The organism is Aquibaculum arenosum (assembly GCF_029222965.1).
Lineage (GTDB): Bacteria > Pseudomonadota > Alphaproteobacteria > Kiloniellales > DSM-21159 > Aquibaculum > Aquibaculum arenosum.
In genome coordinates this window covers 2,406-21,322 of sequence record NZ_JARHUD010000015.1, presented here as the reverse complement: position 1 = coordinate 21,322, position 18,917 = coordinate 2,406, and the positions used below count along the sequence as shown (strand labels likewise).

Here is an 18,917-nt window from a genome sequence, read left to right as displayed (position 1 = left end):
CAGAGAGGACCGCCGACCTCCATAGCCCCGCCGAGGCTGCAGGGTAAGGCGAGCGCAGTAATGAAGCACGGCGCGGCTTGGCTGCTTCAGAACATCAAACCCGGTTGTTAGAGGTCCTCAGCTCGAGCGGATGCTGGAACGGGCGATGTGTTGGCTCGTCCGGTAAAGTTGGTTGGGGACGTATCTTCACCTTCGGCGAACGAGCGCCTTCGCAGCACTTTTCTGGAAGATTTCCGGGGGTTGGCACAAGCGTGGCGCTTGTCAGTTCGCATCAAGTGTGATGTGCAAAAACTCGTCACAGTGCTGCTGGCTTTCGCCAGATTGTACTAAAAATCAGCGAGCGAATCATTGCAGCGCGAGCGTGCATTCTGCTGTAAAATTCTAATTCGCTCCTTTCCCACCCTCTTTACAAAATTTTACCGTCACTCTATTCATACATCCATATGGTGAATCAGGGAGGGCGGGGCTGGTGCGGGAATATGGTCGCTCGAACTCTGTGATTGCGCGCCTGTTGGGCACGACGGCGCTGTCCGCCATGGTTGCGATGAGCCCTTTCGTCTGGGAGGTCGAAGCGCGCGCGCAGGACAGGGAAATCCCCACCGGGGCTAATGTCGTCTCCGGCTCGGCGTCGGTGCACAGTCGCGGCAAGAAGCACCTCCATGTCCGGCAATCCTCCGACAGCGCGATCATCACCTGGAAGAGCTTTTCCGTCGGCGGCAAGGCCTCGGCTCATTTTGAGAACGGGTCCGGCGCGACGCTCAACCGCGTCACCGGCAATGCCCCCTCCGGCATTCACGGTTCGCTGAGCGCCACCGGCAGCCTCTACCTGGTCAATCCGGCCGGCGTGGTGATCGGTCCGGGCGGCCAGGTGAGCACCGGCGGTTCCTTTGTCGCCTCGACGCACGACGTGACCGACGCGGAGTTCCTCGAAGGCCGTTCGATGATCTTCTCCGGCACGAGCGACGCCGAGATCGTCAATCGTGGCACGATCACCTCCGCCCACGGGGATGTCGCGCTGATTGCACGCCGGGTGGAAAACAGCGGTTCGATCAGCGCGCCCAACGGTACCGCGGCCCTCGCGGCCGGTTACGAAGTGCTGATGCGCGACCATGCCCATGGGGACGGCATGTTCTCCGTCAGGATCGGCGGAGAGGACACGGAAGCCCTCAACAGCGGCGCGATCGCGGCCGCGGAAGTGGAACTGCGCGCCAATGGCGGCAACGTCTACGCCTTGGCCGGCAGCACCGATGACGTCATCAAAGCCACAGGCGTCGCGAAAGCGGACGGGCGCATCTTCCTGACGGCCGGCGATGAAGGCACGGTCACCACGACGCAGGAGATCACGGCCAGCCGGCAAGTTGCGGAGGCTCCTGACGCCCCACCGCTCCCCAGGCGGCGTCCGGAACAGGGCGGGGACATCCGCATCTCCGGCGGCGCGGTCACCATCAACGGCAAAGTCGACGCAAGCGGCAGCGGCGGCGAAGGCGGCAGTATCGTCGCCACCGCCGAGACGCTGTCCCTCGGCCCCACTGCCCGCCTCGATGCCGGCGGCACCTCGGGCGGCACGATCCTCCTGGGCGGCGATTTCAAGGGCGGGTCCGATCCGCAAGCGAAACTGCTCGCCGAAGAGGTCTCCACAGCACAGACGCTGGGAGTGGCCGAAGGGGCGACGATTGCCGCCGACGCCACGGCAGGCGATGGCGGCGACATCGTCATGTGGTCCGATCGCTTCACCGCCTTTGCCGGCCATATCTCGGCCAGGGGCGCCGGCCAAGGAGATGGCGGTTTTGCGGAGGTTTCGGGCCGGGCGAAACTCGCCTTCACCGGCAGCGTCGACCTGACGGCGGCATCCGGGGCAACCGGCAGCCTCCTGCTCGATCCCTACAACGTGACCATTGCCGACGCCGCCGGCTCCGGCACCGACGACAGCTTCACGGCCACGGGCGAGGACAGCGTGATCAGCGTCACCACGCTGGAGGGGGCGCTTGCCGAGGCCAACGTCACGGTGTCCACCGGCGCGGGCGGCGGCCAGGAGGGCGACATCACCGTGGCCGCTCCCATTGCCTGGTCCGACACCACTCTGACCCTCGACGCAGCACGCAGCATCATCGTCAACGCGGAGATGACGGCGACGGGAACCGGCGGCCTGGCGCTCCACACCAATCAGGCCGGCAACGGCGGGGGCTATTTCGTCAACGCCCCGATCAACTTGCCCGCGACCGGCTCCTTCAGCACGAAGCACCACCAGGACGCCGCGATCGACTACACAATCATCACGCGGTTGGGTGCCGAGGGAAGCACCAGCGGGACGGACCTTCAGGGCATTGCCGGCGATCTCGACGGCAATTTCGTGCTGGGCGCCGACATCGACGCGGCCGCGACCGAAAGCTGGAACGGGGGCTTCGATCCGCTCGGCGACGGCACAGAGCGTTTCACCGGGACCTTCGACGGCCTCGGCCACGAGGTGGCGGACCTGACGATCAAGAGACCCGGCGAGAACCACGTGGGCCTGTTCGGCCGGTCCGACGGCACGCTGCGGAATATCCGCATCCTCGGTGGTTCGATCTCCGGCGACTTCTACGTCGGCGGGCTGGTGGGGTGGAACGACGGCGGCGTCATCAAAAACGCCTATGCCACTGGCGAGGTCTCCGGCAACGACTACGTCGGCGGGCTGGTGGGGCTCAACGACAACAGCGGCACCATCGAGAACGCCTATGCCACTGGCGATGTCTCCGGCAACGACTACGTCGGCGGGCTGGTGGGGCTCAACCTCAGCAGCGGCACCATCACCAACGCCTATGCCACTGGCAAAGTCCCCGGCACTGGTAACCGCGTCGGCGCGCTGGTGGGGAACAACTGGGGCACCATCACCAACGCCTATGCCACTGGCGATGTCTCCGGCAACGACGACGTCGGCGGGCTGGTGGGGCAGAACAACGGCACCATCAGGAACGCTTATACCACGGGCGATGTGACCGGAAACAGGGCCGTCGGCGGGCTGATCGGTCGCAACTTCAGCGGCGCCATTGGGGATAGCTATGCCATAGGCAAGGTCGCTGGCGCCAACGACGTTGGCGGGCTGGTAGGTCACAGCACCGGCGGCTTCATCTTCAACTCTTATGCCACTGGCGATGTCACCGGCACCGACCGCGTCGGCGGGCTGGTAGGCTTCAACGAAGGCGTCCTCATCCTGCATAGCCATGCCGCAGGCGATGTCACCGGCACCGACCACGTCGGTGGGCTGGTAGGTTACAACGACAGCGGCACAATCGAGGACGCTTATGCCACTGGCGATGTGACCGGCAGCTGGCTCGTCGGCGGGCTGGTGGGCCGCAACGACAGCGGCACAATCGAGGACGCTTATGCCACTGGCGATGTCACCGGCACCGACCACGTCGGTGGGCTGGTAGGTCACAACTTCAGCGGCACAATCGAGAACGCCTTTGCCACAGGTAATGTCTCCGGCACCAAAGACTCCGGGAACGACTACGTCGGCGGGCTGGTGGGAGAAAATAGCGGGACCATCACGAACACCTACGCCACTGGCGATGTGACCGGCAGCGGGCTCGTCGGCGGACTGGTGGGGGTCAACCACGATTCTATCGCGGCATCCTACGCGACGGGGAAAGTCGCCGGAAATGAGGACCGCATTGGTGGGCTGGTGGGAGAAAACAGCGGGCCCATCACGAACGCTTATGCCACTGGCGATGTTACCGGAAGCAGGTACGTCGGCGGGCTGGTGGCACACAACTATGGTGCCAATGGCACCATCGAGAATAGCTATGCCACAGGCAAGGTCGCTGGCGCCAACAACGTTGGCGGGCTGGTGGGGCTCAACAGCGGCACCATCGAGAACGCCTATGCCACTGGCGATGTCTCCGGCAACGACTACGTCGGCGGGCTGGTGGGGCTCAACCTCAGCAGCGGCACCATCACCAACGCCTATGCCACTGGCGATGTCTCCGGCAACGACGACGTCGGCGCGCTGGTGGGGAACAACGTCGGCACCATCACCAACGGCTATTGGAATACGGACATCAGCGGCCCCGGGGTCGGCGTCGGCGCGGGCAACGATCCGACGAAGGGCAAAACCACCGCCGAGCTTTCCGGGGCGCTGCCCGACGGCTTCGATTCGGCGGTGTGGGACAATGTCGGGAATCAGACCACGCCCTTTTTGCGCGACCTGCCCGGGCCCTTCCTGATCGGCAGCGACAGCGACACCCTCTTCCACCCCATCTCGGACGTGGACGAGCTACAGGCGATCAACGCCGACCTCGCCCGCAACTACGCCCTGATCAACGACATCGACGCCAGCGCAACCCTTGACTGGAACGGGGGTCTGGGCTTCGACCCGCTCGGCGACAACACCATTTCCTTCACCGGCACCTTCGACGGCCTCGGCCACGAGGTGGCGGACCTGACCATCGAGAGACCCGGCGAGGTCTACGTGGGCCTGTTCGGCCGGTCCGATGGCACGTTGCGAAACGTCGGTATCGTCGGAGGTGCGATCTCCGGCGGAAATTACGTCGGCGGGCTGGTGGGAGACAATTGGGGGCCCATCAAGAACGCTTATGCCACTGGCGATGTGACCGGCAGGTGGCTCGTCGGCGGACTGGTGGGGGTCAACCACGATTCAATCACGACATCCTTCGCGACGGGGAAAGTCGCCGGAAATCACGACGGTGTGCAGCGCATCGGTGGGCTGGTGGGAGAAAACAGCGGGCCCATCACGAACGCTTATGCCACTGGCGATGTGACCGGCAGTATTGCCGTCGGCGGACTGGTAGCAAACAACTGGGGTGCCAATGGCACCATCGAGAATAGCTATGCCACAGGTAAGGTCACCGGCAATTCATTCGCCGGCGGGCTGGTAGGTCGCAACGACGGCGGCACCGTCATCAACGGCTATTGGAACAGCGACGTCAACGACCCGGATCTCGGCGGTGTTGGTACTGGCCTCACGACCGCGGAGTTTCAGGACACGGCCGGATTCATGGCGCGCGCTGAAGCGGAGGGCTGGGACTTCGAGACGGTCTGGGCGCCGCCGAGCGATGGCTTCTATCCCGAACTCTATGCCCTCTCGGCCGTTGCCCGGGTCGAGCTGCAGGACAGCGGCACGATCGTCTACGGCGAGACCACGCCGAACGCAGAGATCGACCGAGTCTTCGGCGGGCCTGGTTCCTATGTGTTCGGTCCGGACGGCGATGCACTGGACCAGCCCACGCTCGATCAGTTGAGCGACGATCTGGACGCAGGCGATTATGCGATTTCCGGCCCGGCCAACGGCACCAGCTCGCAGGGCCAGGACTATCGCTTCGTCTACACCAATAATCTGCTGCATGTTGACCGGCGGGCCATAACGATCACCGCCGACGACCAGTCCCGAACCTACGGCGATGACAATCTGGCGCTCACTTACTCCGTCGACGGCCTGGTCAACGACGACAGCCTCTTTGGCAGCCTCACCACCGATGCCGATGCCACCAGCAATGTCGGCGCATACAGCATCGACCAGGGCACGCTCACGGCCTCCGGCAACTACGACATCCAGAGCTATACCGCCGGCACCCTGGCCGTCACGCCGCGCGCACTCACCGTGACGCCCGATGCTGTCGACCGGATCTACGGCGAGGCCAACCCGGCCAGCGGCTCCGCCAGCGGCGACAACCTCGTCAACAATGACAGCATCGACGCCGTCGACCTCGCCTCCGCAGCCGACGCCACCAGCAATGTCGGCGCCTATGACCTCACAGGCTCCAACGCCAGCGGTGAAGGCCTCGGCAACTACGACATCACCTATGCCGTCAACAGCGGTGGGCTCTCCGTCACACCGCGCGCGCTGACCGTGACGCCCGACGCCGTCAGCCGGGTCTACGGCGATGCCAACCCCGCCAGCGGCAAAGCCACCGGCGACAACCTCGTCAACAATGACAGCATCGACGCCGTCGACCTCGCCTCCGCAGCCGACGCCACCAGCAATGTCGGCGCCTATGACCTCACAGGCTCCAACGCCAGCGGCAGCGGCCTGGGCAATTACGCCATCACCTACGCCGTCAACAGCGGCGGCCTGACCGTCACACCGCGCGCACTCACCGTGACGCCCGATGCCGTCGACCGGATCTACGGCAATACCAACCCAGCCAGCGGCAAGGCCACCGGCGACAACCTCGTCAACAATGACAGCATCGACGCCGTCGACCTCGCCTCCGCGGCCGACGCCACCAGCAATGTCGGCGCCTATGACCTGGAAGGCTCCAACGCCAGCGGCAGCGGACTGGGCAACTACGACATCACCTATCAGGTCAACAGCGGTGGCCTGACCGTCACACCGCGCGCACTGACCGTCACGCCCGATGCTATCGACCGGGTCTACGGCGAGGCCAACCCCGCCAGCGGCGCCGCAAGCGCCGACAACCTCGTCAACAATGACAGCATCGACGCCGTCGACCTTGCCTCCACAGCCGACGCCACCAGCGACGTCGGCGCCTATGACCTGGAAGGCTCCAACGCCAGCGGCAGCGGCCTCGGCAACTACGACATCACCTATCAGGTCAACAGCGGTGGCCTGACCGTCACACCGCGCGCCCTGACCGTGACGCCCGATGCCATCGACCGGATCTACGGCGAGGCCAACCCCGCCAGCGGCAAGGCCACCGGCGACAATCTCGTCAACAATGACAGCATCGATGCCGTCGACCTCGCCTCCGCAGCCGACGCCACCAGCAATGTGGGCGCCTACGACCTGGAAGGCTCCAACGCCAGTGGCGAAGGCCTCGGCAACTACGACATCACCTATGACGTCAACAGCGGTGGCCTGACCGTCACCGCGCGGCCGATCGCCATCGCCGCCGACGACCAGTCCCGAACCTACGGCGATGACAATCCGGTGCTGACCTACACCATCGGCGGCCGCGGCCTGGTCAATGGCGACAGCCTCTCCGGCAACCTCGCCACCGACGCCGATGCCACCAGCGACGTCGGTGGCTACGACATTGACCGGGGCACGCTTGCCGCCTCCGGCAACTACGATATCCAGAGCTATACCGCCGGCACCCTCGACATCACCCGGCGCGCACTGACCGTCACGCCCGATGCTATCGACCGGGTCTACGGCGAGGCCAACCCCGCCAGCGGCGCCGCAAGCGCCGACAACCTCGTCAACAATGACAGCATCGACGCCGTCGACCTTGCCTCCACAGCCGACGCCACCAGCGACGTCGGCGCCTATGACCTGGAAGGCTCCAACGCCAGCGGCAGCGGCCTCGGCAACTACGACATCACCTATCAGGTCAACAGCGGTGGCCTGACCGTCACACCGCGCGCCCTGACCGTGACGCCCGACGGCGTCGACCGGATCTACGGCAATGCCAACCCGGCCAGCGGCTCCGCCAGCGCCAACGATCTCGTCAACGGCGACAGCATCGATGCCGTCGACCTCGCCTCCGCAGCCGACGTCACCAGCAATGTCGGCGCCTACGACCTGGAAGGCTCCAACGCCAGCGGCAGCGGCCTGGGCAATTACGACATCACCTATCAGGTCAACAGCGGTGGCCTGACCGTCACACCGCGCGCGCTGACCGTGACGCCCGACGCCGTCAGCCGGGTCTACGGCGATGCCAACCCCGCCAGCGGCAAAGCCACCGGCGACAACCTCGTCAACAATGACAGCATCGACGCCGTCGACCTCGCCTCCGCAGCCGACGCCACCAGCAATGTCGGCGCCTACGACCTGGAAGGCTCCAACGCCAGTGGCAGCGGCCTCGGCAACTACGACATCACCTATCAGGCCAACAGCGGTGGCCTGACCGTCACACCGCGCGCACTGACCGTGACGCCCGACGGCGTCGACCGGATCTACGGCGATGCCAACCCCGCCAGCGGCGCCGCTACCGGCGACAACCTCGTCAACAATGACAGCATCGACGCCGTCGAGCTCGCCTCCGCAGCCGACGCCACCAGCAATGTCGGCGCCTACGACCTGGAAGGCTCCAACGCCAGCGGCGAAGGCCTCGACAACTACGCCATCACCTACCAGGTCAACAGCGGTGGCCTCTCCGTCACCGCGCGGCCGATCACGATCACCGCCGATGACAAGACCCGCAGCTACGGCGACGACAATCCGGCGCTGACCTACGACGTCGGCGGGCGCGGCCTGGTCAATGGCGACAGCCTCTCCGGCAGCCTCACAACCGACGCCGAGGCCACCAGCAACGTCGGCGCCTATGGCATCGACCAGGGCACACTCGCCGCCTCCGGCAACTACGAGATCGAGAGCTATACCGCCGGCAGCCTGGCGGTCACGCCGCGCGCCCTCACCGTTACCCCCAACGGCGTCTCCCGGATCTATGGCGACGCCAACCCCGCCAGCGGCTCCGCTACCGGCGACAATCTCGTCAACAATGACAGTATCGACGCCGTCGACCTCGCCTCCGCAGCCGACGCCACCAGCAATGTCGGCGCCTACGACCTGGAAGGCTCCAACGCCAGCGGCAGCGGCCTCGGCAACTACGACATCACCTATGACGTCAACAGCGGTGGCCTGACCGTCACACCGCGCGCACTGACCGTGACGCCCGACGGCGTCGACCGGATCTACGGCAATGCCAACCCGGCCAGCGGCAAGGCCACCGGCGACAATCTCGTCAACAATGACAGCATCGATGCCGTCGAGCTCGCCTCCGCAGCCGACGCCACCAGCAATGTCGGCGACTATGACCTCACAGGCTCCAACGCCAGCGGCAGCGGCCTCGGCAACTACGACATCACCTATGACGTCAACAGCGGTGGGCTCTCCGTCACACCGCGCGCACTGACCGTGACGCCCGATGCTGTCGACCGGATCTACGGCGAGGCCAACCCCGCCAGCGGCAAGGCCACCGGCAACAATCTCGTCAACAATGACAGCATCGACGCCGTCGACCTCGCCTCCGCAGCCGACGCCACCAGCAATGTCGGCGCCTACGACCTGGAAGGCTCCAACGCCAGCGGCAGCGGACTGGGCAACTACGACATCACCTATCAGGTCAACAGCGGTGGCCTGACCGTCACACCGCGCGCACTGACCGTCACGCCCGATGCTATCGACCGGGTCTACGGCGAGGCCAACCCCGCCAGCGGCTCCGCCAGCGGCGACAACCTCGTCAACAATGACAGCATCGATGCCGTCGACCTCGCCTCCGCAGCCGACGTCACCAGCAATGTCGGCGACTACGACCTGGAAGGCTCCAACGCCAGCGGCAGCGGACTGGGCAACTACGCCATCACCTATGACGTCAACAGCGGTGGGCTCTCCGTCACACCGCGCGCGCTGACCGTAACGCCCGATGCCATCGACCGGATCTACGGCGAGGCCAACCCGGCCAGCGGCTCCGCCAGCGGCGACAACCTCGTCAACAATGACAGCATCGATGCTGTCGACCTCGCCTCCGCAGCCGACGCCACCAGCAATGTCGGCGCCTATGACCTGGAAGGCTCCAACGCCAGCGGCAGCGGACTGGGCAATTACGCCATCACCTATGCCGTCAACAGCGGCGGCCTGACCGTCACACCGCGCGCACTCACCGTGACGCCCGATGCCGTCGACCGGATCTACGGCAATGCCAACCCCGCCAGCGGCTCCGCCAGCGGCGACAACCTCGTCAACAATGACAGCATCGACGCCGTCGAGCTCGCCTCCGCAGCCGACGCCACCAGCAATGTCGGCGCCTATGACCTCACAGGCTCCAACGCCAGCGGTGAAGGCCTCGGCAACTACGACATCACCTATGCCGTCAACAGCGGTGGGCTCTCCGTCACACCGCGCGCGCTGACCGTGACGCCCGACGCCATCGACCGGATCTACGGCGAGGCCAACCCGGCCAGCGGCGCCGCTACCGGCGACAATCTCGTCAACAATGACAGTATCGACGCCGTCGAGCTCGCCTCCGCGGCCGATGCCACCAGCGACGTCGGCGCCTATGACCTGGAAGGCTCCAACGCCAGCGGCGAAGGCCTCGACAACTACGCCATCACCTACGCCGTCAACAGCAATGGCCTGACCGTCACACCGCGCGCGCTGACCGTAACGCCCGATGCCATCGACCGGATCTACGGCGAGGCCAACCCGGCCAGCGGCTCCGCCAGCGGCGACAACCTCGTCAACAATGACAGCATCGACGCAGTCGACCTCGCCTCTACCGCCGACGCCACCAGCAATGTCGGCGCCTATGACCTGGAAGGCTCCAACGCCAGCGGCAGCGGACTGGGCAATTACGCCATCACCTACCAGGTCAACAGCAACGGCCTGAGCGTTACCGCACGGCCGATCACCATCACCGCCGACGATAAGTCCCGCGGCTACGGCGACAATAATCCGACGCTGACCTACACGGTCGACGGCCGCGGCCTGGTCAATGGCGACAGCCTCTCCGGCAGCCTCGCCACCGATGCCAATGCCACCAGCAACGTCGGCCACTACAGCATCGACCAGGGCACACTCGCGGCCTCGGGCAACTACGACATCGAGAGCTACACCGCCGGCACCCTGGCTGTGACGCCGCGCGCCCTGACCGTTACGCCCCACGGCATCAGCCGGGTCTACGGCGATGACAATCCGGCCAGCGGCTCCGCCAGTGGCGACAACCTCGTCAACGGCGACAGCATTGATGCCGTCGACCTGATCTCGGCCGCCGATGCCAGCAGCAACGTCGGCAGCTACGACCTGCAAGGCTCCAACGCCAGCGGCGAAGGCCTCGGCAACTACGCCATCACCTACCAGGTCCACAGCAACGGTCTGAGCGTCACCGCGCGGCCGATCACCATCACCGCCGACGACCAGACCCGCAGCTACGGCGATGACAATCCGGCGCTGACCTACGCGGTCGGCGGCCGCGGCCTGGTCAATGGCGACAGCCTCTCCGGCAGCCTCGCCACCGATGCCAATGCCACCAGCAACGTCGGCCACTACAGCATCGACCAGGGCACACTCGCGGCCTCGGGCAACTACGACATCGAGAGCTACACCGCCGGCACCCTGGCTGTGACGCCGCGCGCCCTGACGGTTCGAGGCGATGATGCGGACACGCGCCAGGGCGAACCGGTGCCACCACTCACGGCGTCGGTGACCGACGGCAGCCTCGCTCCCTTCCACGCAAGCCTGGACGAGGCACTCGACGACTTCGCAGTCTCGACGCTTGCGACCCAGGCATCACCCGTCGGCACCTACGCGATCGACGTCGCCGGCCGCAACGCCAACTACGACCTGACGCTGCTGCCCGGCACGCTTTCGATCGCCGCCGGCACGCCCACCCTGTCCGACACCAACGGATTCCCCCCCTTCCCCATGGAGCGCACCCTGTTCGACGGGCCCTGGTCGCTCTTCTTCCTGCTGCGGGATGGCGTGACCACCCTGGGCCTGAGCGGGCCGCAAGATTCGGGCGACCTACCGTCGGCCTGCCTCGGCGGCGTCGGGGGACAAGGCTGTGCCGGCTTCCCCTATTTCACCAACACACAATTCGGGCAGTGGTTGAGCTTCAATGCAAACTAAAAGCGATGCGCTGCCCAGTCGTTGGTTCCCGGCGACCGGCAAGGGCCGCCTGTGTGCTCACCCTCGCTGGACAGCGGCGCGCCGCTGCGCAGCGGCTCTCCTGCTTTTGACGGCAAGCTCCCAGGCCGCAGCCCAATCCGCGATTGAGCGCAACGTCCCGCCCGCCCCGGAGCGCGGGCCCGCGACGATCATCATCGACGAGCAGGACTTCGGGCGGGGCAGTTCGGAGCCCCTCGGTGTCGATCTCTCCGGCGTCACACTGATCGGCCAGGACGAAGCGGTGCAATCGGCACCGCCTTCCGGCGTATCCGGAACGCCAGAAGGCGCCGATCCGCAGGCCATGGAAGCGGCACTGGCGCCCTTCATTGGCCAGCCACTGTCGCTCGACCTCGCCGCCGAAGTCCAGGCCGCCATCGCCGGCGTCTATCGCGCCGCCGGACGCCCTTTCGTCTCGGTGACCCTGCCGCCCCAGGAGGTGACGCAAGGCATCCTGCAGGTCCGCATCATCGAGTTCCGGCTGGGCGAGGCAAGGGTCTCGGGCGTGGACGAAGATCAGGCCGCCTCCATCCGTGCGGATTTGCGGCTCGAGCCCGGGCAGCCCATCGATGCGCGGGCGCTCGAAGAAGACCTCTCCTGGATCAACCGCTCCCCCTTCCTCGATGTTGAGGGAACCTTCCGGCCGGGAACGGAGACGGCCCTGACGGAGCTCGACGTGCCGGTCACCCGGTCACGGCCGCTGTCCGTTTCCGGCGGCTGGACCAATACCGGCTCCGAGGCCACAGGGCTCGATCGCTATTTCCTCGGTCTCGACCTGAGCCTGCAGCCGCTCAACGGGGCCTGGCTGTCCTACCAGGTCACCGGGAGCGACGATCTCTGGCGCAACCGCTCCAAGCTGCTCCCGAGCAAAGGCAAGTATCCCAACTATCTGAGCCATGCGGGCCGCATCGTCGTGCCCACTTGGCCGCGCCAGGCTCTCGAAATATCGCCCAATTACGTGGTCAGCCGCGAAGACCCGAACCAGTTCATCACCTTTGAAAGCACAACCCTGGAGCTGCCGATCATCTACCGCTCGGCCATTTCCAACCTGCTGCCGCAGCGCTACTGGGGCGACATCTACGGCGGCGTCTCCTTCAAGCGGCTTGAGCGCACGACCTTCTTCAACGGGACGGAGGTGGCGGACGGCAGTGCCGATGTCTTTCAACTCCAACTGGGCTGGTCCAATCTCCTAACCGACGAGACAGGGCGCACGGCCTTCGATGTGAGCCTTCACGGCAACCCCGGCGGCGTGCTTTCCGGGAACACCGACAAGACCTGGTCGACCTTCTCCAACGGCCGTGTCGACCAGGTGACCTACGCCTATGTCAATGCCAACGTCACGCGCATCACCCGCCTGCCAAAGCGTTTCGCCTGGCTGAGCACAGCCACCGGGCAGGTTGCAACCGCTCCCCTGCCAGACACCGAGCGCATGCCCTTGGGCGGCTTCTCCGCCGTGCGCGGCTACACCTTCGACGACGTCACGGTGGATCGCGCGCTCGTCTGGCGCAACGAACTGCGGCTGCCAACCTTCTCGCCGATCGGGGAGGTTGCCGACATCTGGGACAGCCTCTCCCCCTTCCTCTTCGCCGATGTCGGGTTCGGCAGCGACCAGTGGAGCGATCGCGACACCACCATCGCAGGCCTTGGCGCCGGCCTCGACTACCGGATCGCCGACAATCTCGACCTCAACCTGGCGGCAGGCTATGCCCTCAAGGACGCCGGTCAGACCGACGCCAAAGACGTCACCATCAACGCCTTCATCCGCGCCCGCTTCTGACGCAGAGCGCGGCGGCGCAATCATGGAGATGCTTGAGCATTTGGCCCAACGCAAAAACCCGCTTCGGCGGCTGCCGGAGCGGGTGATGTGTTGTGTTGTTCGGTAAAGTTGGTTGCGGGGGCGCATCTCCACCTTTGGCGAACGAGCGCCGTTTTGGCACTTGTCCGGAAGGTTTCCGGCGGCTTGGCACAACCGGAAGCGGCGTGAAGCGCGGCGTTGGGAGCCTGCTCGGCAGCACTGAGCCTTTCACGTACCGAAACCGGAGCGAGAGTCATCGAAACCATTCTCGGAAAAACCTCTTGGGGAGCCGCCGCCTGAGCCTGAGAAGAGAACAAGGCCCAGGACCAAGTCCGGGCGGCCACAGTAGCTCTTTTCATGCCGAGGTTGTGGGCTGGTTTCGATCCGCGCTGCCGACAGCACACCGGGCTGGGGCAGCCTAAGCGGCATCAAACGCGCTCGCCGCTGCCGCGGTTTCAACTCGGCGCGCAGTAAATTCTCCCTGTGGGGAGCCCGCCGCTCAGGCTGCGCGAGCGACGACGCGCAGCAAAAAATGGTACGCTCTTAGGAAACATGGGTGGGGTTCCTTGTACGAATGCGTGACATCAATCTTTCCAACGTGCATCTGGCCACCTCAAAGAAAAGCCGGAAAACCGCACAAGGTGATCATAACCGCAGTCGCTCGGAAACTGGTCAACCTTGCTAACGCCGTATGCAAAAGTCGTCAGAAATGGACTCCTTTGGCTCCCTGAGAGATACAGTTGCTAAGAGGCGTCGTTAATGACGTCCTTAGCGGCGTCTGTTAGATTATTGCCACAGCGTCAGGCAGGCGGTGCCAATGGCGTGGATATGATCAAAGAGGTGGGACGCACGACATCATCAGGTCCCACCAGATGGCGAAACTCCTTGGCGGCTCGGGCCATTGCCGCGCAACCGGGTATTATGACCTGACTTGGAGCAATTAGCGCAGCGGCTTGTCAGACCATCAGCGCGCGAGAAGGAGACTGCCTTCCGGTAAATATCATCAAGCGCCACCTGATCTTTACACGACATGACGGCGACAACTGCCGCCTTAATCTCGCCAGCAGGTAAATGCCTCAAGATCTGCGGACTCGATTTTGGCCCGCTCTGAGCGCACCGGAAAATGGATGCGCACTGATTGTCCCAGCTGGTCATTGTGGGCGATGCTGGTCCGCTCGTCCTCGATCAGGCGCTTTGAATAGGGCTCTGTCGCGGTGCGATAGGAAATCGCGCCACGACAGGCAACCGGCACATGATCGCTACGCCCCGGCGCAAATTCGTCGAGGGGCAACCGGACCCGAACGCTCGCGATGCATTTGCGGATACCGCTGTTGCCGAAGAGCGGCGGCCGACAGTCGAAATCAAGCATGTCGACCCGAAGCGGACCGTAACGGCGCGCGCCGCCCTCGTATCCATCATGCGCCCGATGCCGCCGCTGGCCAGTCACAGCCCCGCCCGAACCCAGAAACCTTGCCGCGACCCACCCTTGAGCACCGCCGCTGCCGACGCCCTGAACGAAGACGCGCGCCCAGCCATTCCTGCGATCCAGAATGCTGACGGTGGTGCCGCGCGGTAGCGCGAGGAGCACCTGCGATCCGGCATCTGGTGCCGTGCGCAGATTAAGCGCGAGGGCCTCGACATGCGCATAGGTGCCGACGTCCTGAGCCGAAGCCGCAACCGGGTGAAACAGCAGGCACACCTGAAACGCGAAAAGCGCGACGAGACAGCGCGCGCGGGAAAATATCGGGGTCTGAATTGTCATAAAATCAACCTGCCTTTCGTAAACCGGCGAAACGCACTGGCCCTCCACCTTCATTCCGCATCCCCTGCGCCCCTTCTCACACCGGGGCCGGGCTGTCGGCCATTTCCCCTTCGTCGAGGTCCAGATACGCTTCGAGATCGGCACGCATATCCGGGGCCAGATCCTCAGCGTGCATGATGCGGGTATAGAACAGCGTGAAATAGACGACCTTGATCGCCGTGACGGCGCGCGCCATCAAGGCGTGAAGGAGGACGCCCAGAAAGACGATCACAAAGACCGGCAGCCAGTTGAAGACGGTGTCCGGCCCGATCGGGCCCAGCTGGGGCATGTCGCGCGAAATCTCGGAAAGCGTGCCGGCCGAGAATGCGCCGGGCATATGCCCCCCAAGGAACAACCCGCAGGCGATCCCCGCAAGGGCGCCCAGTAAATAAACCGGCGCCATCAGCGTGCCGATCACGCCGCCCATGATGTCGATTCCGAAAACACCGACCAACGCTTCGGGCACATGATCCTTCAGCCGTTTCAACTTTGCGATGCCGTCCTGCAGGCCCAGCCTGTCGATGGCGAAGGCGGGCAACAGGAAGTGGTTGACCAGGTCCCAGACCTCGACAATGCCGCCCAGCAGGAGCGCCATAAGGCCGCCTTCCTTGTTCTTGCGGCTGGCAACCCAGGCGGCGGCCATATCCAGCAGGCCGAGGGTGCGTATCTGCGGCTTGAGATCGGCAATCTCGCGCCGTGCCTCGCCGCGCGTCGGGCTGCCGCCGATGGCGGTCCCGTAGGTCAGGCGGCTAAGCGTCAGCTCGGCCCGGTTGTAAAAGAAGAATTTGTAGATGAACATTAAGGCACCCGCGATGAGGAACCAGGTGCTGTTACCGCTTTCGTAGAAGGCCAGAAAAAGCCCGGTAAAGAACAGCACGATCATCGCCGCCGCATAGATCCACATGACGATCAGCGGCCCCAGCAACGCTCGGTTGCGCCCGACGATGGTGAAAGTGTGGCGGGCCAGAAAGCCCAATTGCGCCAGTCGCGCCTTGCGGCCCGGTTTCTCGAAATCCATGGGTTGTTCTCCCTTGTTGATTGCCCGAAGCAAGGCCGGGCTCACCGATCAATCCATGAACGTCATTCAAGGCGCGGCTCAGCGCACCTTGCCGTCGCTCAGCGGGCCGATTGTCACGCCATCTTCTGCCAGTTGCGCGGCACTGGCCTGCATTGCCGCCGCAAGAGCGGCGTCGTTGGTCCCCGTGGCCTCGCCTTCTCGCTGCGCTATGATCTTGCCGGTCTCGATGTCGATGAGCTGCGCAAAGACGTCGAAGCCATCGGGGTTCTCCATTTCAATTATCTTGAAGTTGAGCAGCCGGCGCGGCGGATCAAGCGCCCCCTCCTCCGCCCGACAGATCTCGCGGAACCGTGCGGCTGCGCGCGCGGCGGGCAGAACCCTGTTGCCGCTGCCCAGCAGGAAGCGGACGTGCCGCGTTCTGCCCTTGCGGGATTCGGTCTGCGTGCGGTTCTCCACCTCGGCGGCGCGGAAATAGTCGCGCAGCGCGAAATCCGAAGACGGCGGAGTCAGTCCGCGCGCCGCCAGAAAGGCGCGGGCGGCGGCGTTCTCACGCGTGAAATCGTGCCGCTCACCGTCAAAGATACAATCGACAGGCTGGTGTTCGGTGCCTTTCACAAGGGTCAGCTTCATGCCGCGCTGCACGGTCATGCCGCCGCCAAAGGCATCCATCCAGCTGTCGATCAGGCGCGGGGTCAGCGCGTTGAACCTGAAGACACGGGTGGCCCCGCCCGCCGTCAACGTGCCGCTCCAGCCGGATGTGGCCGAGCGGACAATGTCCATGCGCATGCCTTGCCCCGCAATCGCGATCCGGTCACAGCCGTCATAGGTCAGATCGACCGTGCTTTCGTTGCGGTTGCGCGGATCGACCTGAACGATGCCGCTTGCCGACATGATCACGTTGCCGGAAATCGCCTGATACCGCCCCTGGCAGGGCAGCGGATCGGCGATGGCGGTCGAGATGGTCAGCGCGAGGGCAGCCGCCTCCAACGCCGCTGGTCCTGGACGGATCATTACGGAAAACTCCAATCGTCATGCTCGATATGAAATATCCGAAAGGGCGCACCTGGCTGATCGGTATCCGCGCGCAGATAGAAGGCGATGCTGTCTTCTCTGCCGAAATTGGTGAAATCGGCGTTGACCTTGATGGTGCCGCGAAACATCGGCTTGTCGGCATCCGGCGCGATGCGTGTGACCTCGCCCTGGAAATCCTGCGCGCCATAGAGCAAATCAGACCCGTGGCCGCGCAACTTCTGTGCCATATTGGCAAAGAAATAGCGCGCGACATTGGTATCTGCGAAAGGGTTGTCTGCCTGGCTACCCCGACGCGGCAAAATCGGCATAGAGATCGCGTACAAGCGCCGCCGCCCCGTCGATCAACGGATCGCCGATGGTCTTCAGCGAGATGTCAGCGCCGGGTGCCGCGCCGGGACCGGAGATTTCCTCCAACCCGTCCTCCATGAGGAAGCGCTGTGCGACCCAGCCCGCCTTGGCAAAATCGGGGGTCCGCATCAGGCACCAGCGTTGTGGCAGGGCGGCGCGCTCAGTCTCGCTCAGCCGGTTGTAAATCGAGGGGATCAACAGCGGCACGCAGGTGATCTGTTCCAGCCCGCGCGCATTGGGTGCGAGGCTGCCGATCACCAGGTATTGCGTGCCCGGCCCCATCCGCATGTTCAGCACATCGTTTGCGGCCACGCCGGTCACGCGCCAGGCATCTGGCCCGTGACCGTCGATTTCGGCGTGCGCGGCGGGGATCGCAAGTGCCAATCCCCCACAGACCGCTATGGTGAAAAGAAATAGCCGTATCATTCTACCTCCACCACCGAGCGGCCAAGCAATGCGCGCCCGTTAATATCCAGAAAGCGAACCTCGTAGGTGCCGGGTTCATCGGGCATGGTGAGATCCATTGATTTCTGCTCCCCGATCTTGTGAACCGAAATCCAGCTGAAATCGGGCTGGTCCTTGCGCGCCACTGCCAGCCGCTGATCCGCGCTGTCGTTGCCACCCGTCCATGTCACCGTGATCGTCGCACCCGGCGCAGCACTTTGCGGCACCGACAGCCCGGCACCATCGTCGAGCGGCGCATCGGCCCCGACCACCTCCAGCGGTGCACTGGCCAGCATGTGCCGCCCCTTCTCAAGCACATACCGGATTTCGTAAATGCCAGGTGTCTCGGGCGCTTTCAGGCGGCCCTTGGTGGCATTCCCGGCGCGAAGATGGCTGTCAACCTCGTTCTCATCAGCCCCGGCGGGAACGATGGTGATGAAATCGCTGCCGTTGATCGTGCCTGACCAGGTGATATCCACGGCCTCCCCCGCGCGCACCGTGCCGGGGCTGGTGATGCCGACCTCGGCACTCGTCACCTCGATCGGCGCGCGGGCCAGTGTACGACGGCCCTTCTCAAGCACATAGCGCAGCTCGTAAAGGCCCGGTGTTCCGGGGGCTGTGAGCGTGCCTTCGGTGTTGTCGCCGGCGCGGATGTGGTCCTTGACCTCGTTCTCGTCGGCCCCGGCGGGAACGATGGTCAGGAAATCGGCGCCGTTGATCGTGCCCTCCCATGAGAAGTCGAATTTGGCGCCGGTCGTGACGCCCTTGGGGGCGGTGACGCTGACCTCGCTTTCGCTCACCTCGATCGGCGCGCGGGCCAGTGTACGACGGCCCTTCTCAAGCACATAGCGCAGCTCGTAAAGGCCCGGTGTTCCGGGGGCTGTGAGCGTGCCTTCGGTGTTGTCGCCGGCGCGGATGT

The 18,917-nt window shown here is 64.8% G+C and carries 8 protein-coding genes; 2 read left to right on the top strand and 6 right to left on the bottom strand.

Translation table 11 applies throughout. The features are described from left to right. Positions 1 to 469 precede the first annotated feature (469 nt). Together P2G67_RS15945 and P2G67_RS15940 are read left to right on the top strand one after the other, a co-directional pair. Complete coding sequence (locus P2G67_RS15945; protein ID WP_275824297.1) at positions 470 to 11,524, top strand: MBG domain-containing protein; 11,055 nt, start codon at positions 470 to 472, stop codon at positions 11,522 to 11,524. 106 nt (positions 11,525 to 11,630) lie between these two features. Next, positions 11,631 to 13,337, top strand: coding sequence for a ShlB/FhaC/HecB family hemolysin secretion/activation protein (locus P2G67_RS15940; RefSeq protein ID WP_275824296.1), 1,707 nt, complete (start codon positions 11,631 to 11,633; stop codon positions 13,335 to 13,337). A gap of 1,069 nt (positions 13,338 to 14,406) precedes the next feature. Here P2G67_RS15940 and P2G67_RS15935 read toward each other — a convergent pair. From P2G67_RS15935 to P2G67_RS15910, 6 genes are all read right to left on the bottom strand, one after another. Further along, a complete protein-coding gene (locus P2G67_RS15935; RefSeq protein WP_275824295.1) occupies positions 14,407 to 15,171 on the bottom strand; it encodes an SH3 domain-containing protein in 765 nt (254 codons plus the stop codon). Positions 15,172 to 15,193: 22 nt separating this feature from the next. Further along, the gene (locus P2G67_RS15930) at positions 15,194 to 16,132 is read right to left on the bottom strand and encodes a hypothetical protein (RefSeq protein ID WP_275824294.1); all 939 of its coding nucleotides are present in this window, start codon (positions 16,130 to 16,132) and stop codon (positions 15,194 to 15,196) included. 120 nt (positions 16,133 to 16,252) lie between these two features. Further along, positions 16,253 to 17,161: a hypothetical protein gene (locus tag P2G67_RS15925; RefSeq protein ID WP_275824293.1), complete on the bottom strand. Its 909-nt coding sequence runs from the start codon at positions 17,159 to 17,161 to the stop codon at positions 16,253 to 16,255. 23 nt (positions 17,162 to 17,184) lie between these two features. Next, positions 17,185 to 17,514 (bottom strand): hypothetical protein, encoded by a 330-nt coding sequence (locus P2G67_RS15920; RefSeq protein ID WP_275824292.1) that lies wholly within the window; start codon positions 17,512 to 17,514, stop codon positions 17,185 to 17,187. Further along, entirely contained in the window at positions 17,489 to 17,980 is a 492-nt protein-coding gene (locus P2G67_RS15915) for an SH3 domain-containing protein (protein ID WP_275824291.1), read from the bottom strand. The genes P2G67_RS15920 and P2G67_RS15915 overlap by 26 nt, the downstream gene beginning before the upstream one ends. Beyond that, positions 17,977 to 18,917 (bottom strand): hypothetical protein (locus P2G67_RS15910; protein ID WP_275824290.1); only part of this gene is annotated, 941 nt, incomplete at its 5' end. The genes P2G67_RS15915 and P2G67_RS15910, both read right to left, overlap by 4 nt.

What these genes read in the sequence shown, in the direction of transcription:
- P2G67_RS15935 (WP_275824295.1), bottom strand. Translation starts at nt 15,171, where the DNA reads ATGAAGGTGGAGGGCCAGTGCGTTTCGCCGGTTTACGAAAGGCAGGTT.
- P2G67_RS15920 (WP_275824292.1), bottom strand. Translation starts at nt 17,514, where the DNA reads ATGCCGATTTTGCCGCGTCGGGGTAGCCAGGCAGACAACCCTTTCGCA.
- P2G67_RS15915 (WP_275824291.1), bottom strand. Translation starts at nt 17,980, where the DNA reads ATGATACGGCTATTTCTTTTCACCATAGCGGTCTGTGGGGGATTGGCA.